This is a genomic window from Vibrio sp. 10N.286.48.B8 (assembly GCF_003050085.1).
In the GTDB taxonomy this organism is placed as follows: Bacteria; Pseudomonadota; Gammaproteobacteria; order Enterobacterales; family Vibrionaceae; genus Vibrio; species Vibrio crassostreae.
Genome location: NZ_PIGD01000043.1, coordinates 1 through 5,020, shown reverse-complemented (window position 1 = coordinate 5,020; position 5,020 = coordinate 1). Strand labels below are relative to the sequence as shown.

Annotated in this window: 3 protein-coding genes, 1 tRNA gene, 2 rRNA genes and 1 pseudogene; 4 read left to right on the top strand and 3 right to left on the bottom strand. The window is 39.4% G+C overall.

Features of this window, described 5'->3' with window-relative positions:
- From CWO08_RS23545 to CWO08_RS23535, 3 genes are all read left to right on the top strand, one after another.
- A 23S ribosomal RNA gene (locus CWO08_RS23545) occupies positions 1-238 on the top strand; the annotation flags it as partial.
- A gap of 129 nt (positions 239-367) precedes the next feature.
- Positions 368-483 (top strand): 5S ribosomal RNA (rrf, locus tag CWO08_RS23540).
- Positions 484-587: 104 nt separating this feature from the next.
- A tRNA-Ser gene (locus CWO08_RS23535) sits at positions 588-678 on the top strand.
- Between the two features lie 294 nt (positions 679-972).
- Here CWO08_RS23535 and CWO08_RS23530 read toward each other — a convergent pair.
- Complete coding sequence (locus CWO08_RS23530) at positions 973-2,457, bottom strand: sulfatase-like hydrolase/transferase (protein ID WP_206360787.1); 1,485 nt, start codon at positions 2,455-2,457, stop codon at positions 973-975.
- Here CWO08_RS23530 and CWO08_RS23525 point away from each other — a divergent pair.
- Positions 2,456-3,310 (top strand): glycerophosphodiester phosphodiesterase family protein, encoded by an 855-nt coding sequence (locus CWO08_RS23525; protein WP_102460916.1) that lies wholly within the window; start codon positions 2,456-2,458, stop codon positions 3,308-3,310. The two genes, CWO08_RS23530 and CWO08_RS23525, sit on opposite strands and share 2 nt — an antisense overlap.
- Before the next feature lie 72 nt (positions 3,311-3,382).
- Here CWO08_RS23525 and CWO08_RS23520 read toward each other — a convergent pair whose 3' ends face one another.
- Together CWO08_RS23520 and CWO08_RS24100 are read right to left on the bottom strand one after the other, a co-directional pair.
- Entirely contained in the window at positions 3,383-4,705 is a 1,323-nt protein-coding gene (locus tag CWO08_RS23520; protein WP_108021212.1) for a CoA-disulfide reductase, read from the bottom strand.
- 64 nt (positions 4,706-4,769) lie between these two features.
- Positions 4,770-5,020, bottom strand: a pseudogene (locus tag CWO08_RS24100) (IS4 family transposase); the annotation flags it as partial.

Here is a 5,020-nt window from a genome sequence, read left to right as displayed (position 1 = left end):
CGGAGTGGACGAACCTCTGGTGTTCGGGTTGTCATGCCAATGGCATTGCCCGGTAGCTAAGTTCGGAATCGATAACCGCTGAAAGCATCTAAGCGGGAAGCGAGCCTTGAGATGAGTTTTCCCTGGCGCTATAAGCGTCCTAAAGGGTTGTCGTAGACTACGACGTTGATAGGCAGGGTGTGTAAGTGCTGCGAGGCATTGAGCTAACCTGTACTAATTGCCCGTGAGGCTTAACCATACAACACCCAAGGGGTTTTGTGGACTCAAAGAAATACCAAACACTTGAATGAGTTTGAAGAGAACAAAAACAGCTTTCCAGATTATTTGCCTTCAGTTTTTTAAAAACTGAAAGTAAAAGCAAAATTTGCTTGGCGACCATAGCATTGTGGACCCACCTGATTCCATGCCGAACTCAGAAGTGAAACACAATAGCGCCGATGGTAGTGTGGGGCTTCCCCATGTGAGAGTAGGACATCGCCAGGCTCCAAATTTATTTTCACTTTTTAAAAGTGAAGACAAAAAGCTTCGTTATTTGCATAGCAAGTAACAACCTCAACAGTGCACAAATCTGTTGACGACAATTTGTTGGAGGGATGGCTGAGTGGTCGAAAGCACCGGTCTTGAAAACCGGCAACCGTTAATAGCGGTTCTAGGGTTCAAATCCCAATCCCTCCACCACCATTGAAAAGCTCGCTGAGAAATCAGCGGGCTTTGTTTCGTTTTAACGTTTCAAACCTTTATATATCCAGTCAAATTGTGAACTTTCAGTTATTCACTCACCGATACTATAAGAGCTCCTAAATCATCTTATTAGGTTGGTTGCCAACAAGGTCAATGAATGTCTTATATAAGTGACATTTAACTGATATCAGCTTACACAGAGCGAAATAAGAGTCAGATTAATGTTAGGAAGCCGATATTTACTACGTAACCTTTGATGATTCATGATTTTTTAGTAACAGAGCTACTCGCTTAGTCGATTTTTCTTATCTTAAACTCACTTGTTAGCACTGAGTCGTACTCCTTTCCTATGTACTTGGTATTGAAGATACTTTTATGTTGCTCTGTCTGTTCTGAAGATATACCTACCCATTGCGCAAATGTGTCTGAAAAGTCTCTCAGATTGTATTTGACCGAATGTATTTTCGTTTCTTGTGGGTCATTACTCATTGCTATGAAAGGTACTTCTACTGCCTGCCTTGTAAAATGTGAGCCAGTACCGTGAATTAGATACGGTGGAACGTTTACAGACGTTAGGCCATGGTCAGAAAAATAAATGATTTTATATGTTTTATCATGGATCGTGAGTAAGTCTCTAAGCCTTTCTATAAAAGCTACGCCATAAGCCACTGATTTTGAATAGCATATGAGGTACTTGTTATCTGAGGGTTTTAGTGAAATTTCTTCATCAAATCTCTTACAAAAATCATAATGAGACCCCATAGTGTGGATGAAAATCACTTTTGGCCTTTTAGTCTCTTCACGAATTGCTTTGATCACTTCTGGTAGGAGAATGTTATCGGGTTCAGCTTTATCATAAGACGTATTCTTATAAAATTGGTAATGTGCTCTACTAGCGATTGCGGATACCTGTGTCTCGTATTGCCCGATCTTTGCTTGATTTGATATCCAATAAGTTTTCATTCCAGCATCATTAGCAAGATCTATCACATTTAAGTTTTTATCATGCCTGTTTACATCTAGGCTCTTTGATAATATTCGAGGGACAGAGAAATATGTAACAACGGATGGGGAAATAACACCATTAAATATGGATGCTCCTTTTATATTTCCATTTTTTTCGTTATACGATGGGTAGTGATTTTTGATCACAGATTCACCAATATTTACGATGTAAATATCTTTTAATACTTTGTTTGTATGAACATTCTCCCATTTTGAAGAGATTACGGATTTTCCCCCTTCGAGAAGAGACAGCTCATAATATAAAGAAATAGGTTTAATAACTGTAATTAACCCTAAAAAACTAAACCACACTTCATGATGGATTGTTTTTAAGTATTCTTCATTGATGTATGTCGTCTTTTTATTATCATGTAAGCTATAAAATTTTGTGACTAATATGCTGGAAAATAATATCAACATAATTAATGAAAATGACTTACCAACCTTTCCTAAGGTAATGTGAAATGATAAAAAAAGTAGAATGGAAAATATAATAATTTTTACATATGTTATGACGCTAATGCTTTGTATATGTTCAAGTGCCTCACCTCGATTAGACTCTAAAACCGAACCTAAGACACCTAAGTCTAAGCTTAGAGAGTTTAATCTTAAGTAGAAATCAAAAGTCATTATTACCGTTAGAAGAAGAAATACAAATCTATTACCGACAAATGCTATTATAGTTGCTATAAATAATATGTTTAAACTCAATATTGATAGGGTAAACCAAACATTATCATCAACCCCAGTTCTCAACAGGTAAAATGTCATGATACTCAAAGGAATCAGAGTCTTAATATCAATATTTTGTCTAGTTCTCATATGTTTTTGGGTAGCTTTTGTTATCGGCCCTTCGATGAGTGTAGTCATTGATGTATGGAGAGGCAATGTAAAGGCATACCCAAATGAACATAATAACATCCCTAAAATTATCGGTAATTCTGGTGGTTTGATCGCACATGCCGGTGGGGGAATCAACGGATTAAAATATACAAACTCGTTAGAAGCGATGGAGCAATCAATTGAACATGGATTCAAGATGATAGAGTTAGATCTACTTATCTCATCGGATGGAAGGATTGTTGCTGTTCATGATTGGAAGACTTTTCACGAAATGACAAATTCTAATAATACTGGGTCTATTAGTTCTAAAGAGTTTGAATCAAAGATAATTTATGATCAATATAAAACATTAAATATATCGACAGCTATTGATATTCTAGATAAAAATGATGTGGTATTAGTTACGGATAAAATAAAAAATCTTGCCTTGCTTTCAAAGTATATAATAGATAAAGATAAATCTATTATCGAAGTATTCAGCACAGATAAATATAATGAAGCAATAGAGTTAGGTTTTAATAATGTCGCATTAAATATAGATCTAAATACACCATTGATTCTTGAGTGGATTGATTTAAATAAAATTAAGGCTGTGACGTATCGGGGTGATAATCTTGGCTCGCTTGGGAGCGAGTATCAGAAGGCGATAGAACTAAGCAACATGGGGGTTTCTGCCATGATTTATTCGACAAATGATTTAGACTTGGGTGGTATTAAAGCTTCTGGAATCGGAAATTTTGCGTTATATGTCGACTTTGTTCTTCCATCAGATGAACGTTAAGGTTTTAGTCCATCCAAAAGCAGAGCGTAATCGCTCTGCTTTTTGTTTATCGGTACTTCTATGTCATTTCGTTTACTTCGCGACGTTACCAGCCACGTTCAGGGCATCCCAAGTACGCGCAAATGGTGGCGCATAGCAGAAGTCCATATAACCAAGCTGTTGGGTGGTCATCTTAGCGGTGATAGCAACTGCTAATGCATTGATGCGACCAACTGCTCCTTTCTTACCTACGATCTCACCACCTAGAAGAACCTTAGTACCCGGGTGATAAACCAGTTTGACCTTGATGTCTTCTTGGCCTGGGTAGTAATCGGTTTGGTTCTTGTCTGAAATCGTTGATACTTTCACATCTAAGCTATGTTCTTTCGCCAGAAGTTCAGATATGCCGGTACACGCCAGTTCGTAATCGAGCACTTTTAAACAAGATGACCCCAAGAAGCCCGACATATAAGTATCTTTGCCTGCTAGCTTGTCGGCCATCATGCGCGCTTGCTTGTTGGCTGTGGTTGCTAGAGGAACATAAACAGGTTTGCCTAGTGCCATATGATGGACAACGGCACAGTCGCCGACAGCATGGATGTAAGCATCTTCAGTGGCACCATATTCATTCACCAACAGAGCGCCGTTTGCAGCTTTTGGTAGTTCGTATGCTTCAGTATTTGGTTTGAAACCGAGTGACAGGATAACGATATCAGCTTCGACATTGCCGTTATCGGTTTCAACGATGTAACCACCTTGATCAGCATCACGAATAGCTGACACGCTGCAACCTGTTTTAAGATCTGCACCTGACTCCCGAATGGCCCCTTCGACTACTTCAATGATTTCTGGACTGAACTGACGGCTCATGATGTGCTGTTCACGTTCGATGATCGTCACGTGCTTATCTAAGCCATGTGCCGCATCGAAGACTTCCAGCCCGATAAATCCTGCGCCAATGACACACACGCGTTGTTTACTATCGTCTTTAAGCGCTTCTTTGACTGCTAAACCATCTTCCATGCTTGTGAGTGTGTATACGTGTTCTGGATTGAATTCACCGAATGATGGAACGATCGGACGTGCGCCTGTCGCAATCACCAACATATCGTAATCGATAGTGGTCTCTACGTTTTGGTGACGTACCGTAATTTGTTTTTCAGTGCGGTCGAACGACACCATTTCTGTTTCTACGCGTACATCTAAACCAGATTTGATGGCTTGTTCTGGCGTACGAGAGATCATTCGTTCTGTGTCATCAAACATGCCGCCTGCAAAGTAGGGTAGACCACAGGCTCCAAAAGAGATGTAACTGCGCTTATCTAATACGATGACTTCGTCTGATGGTTGATTACGTTTGTATTTTGCTGCGAAACTCATACCAGCGGCGCTACCGCCTATAACTACAACTTTCATATTTACTACCTAAATAACCTGAACTCAGGAAAAACAGAAGAGCACTCAAGTGGAGTAATGCCAGTCAGTTAAGCTGACTGGCATTTTTTCTATTTGTCGCATATTTCTTGGGTTTCAGTTTCACCCAGCGAAGATAACTTCTATCTTCTCTTCGGGGTGGCAGGATAAACATGGATATTTTCTGTAGTAGTACTTCATAGTGTTTAGGGAGTTTCCCAGGACTCGTTAAAGGTAAAGCTGCAAAGTATTGAGTCACAGCCATGGCACTACTCGTAAAGCTTAATTGATTCGGCCAGACGCTATCTAACTTACTCG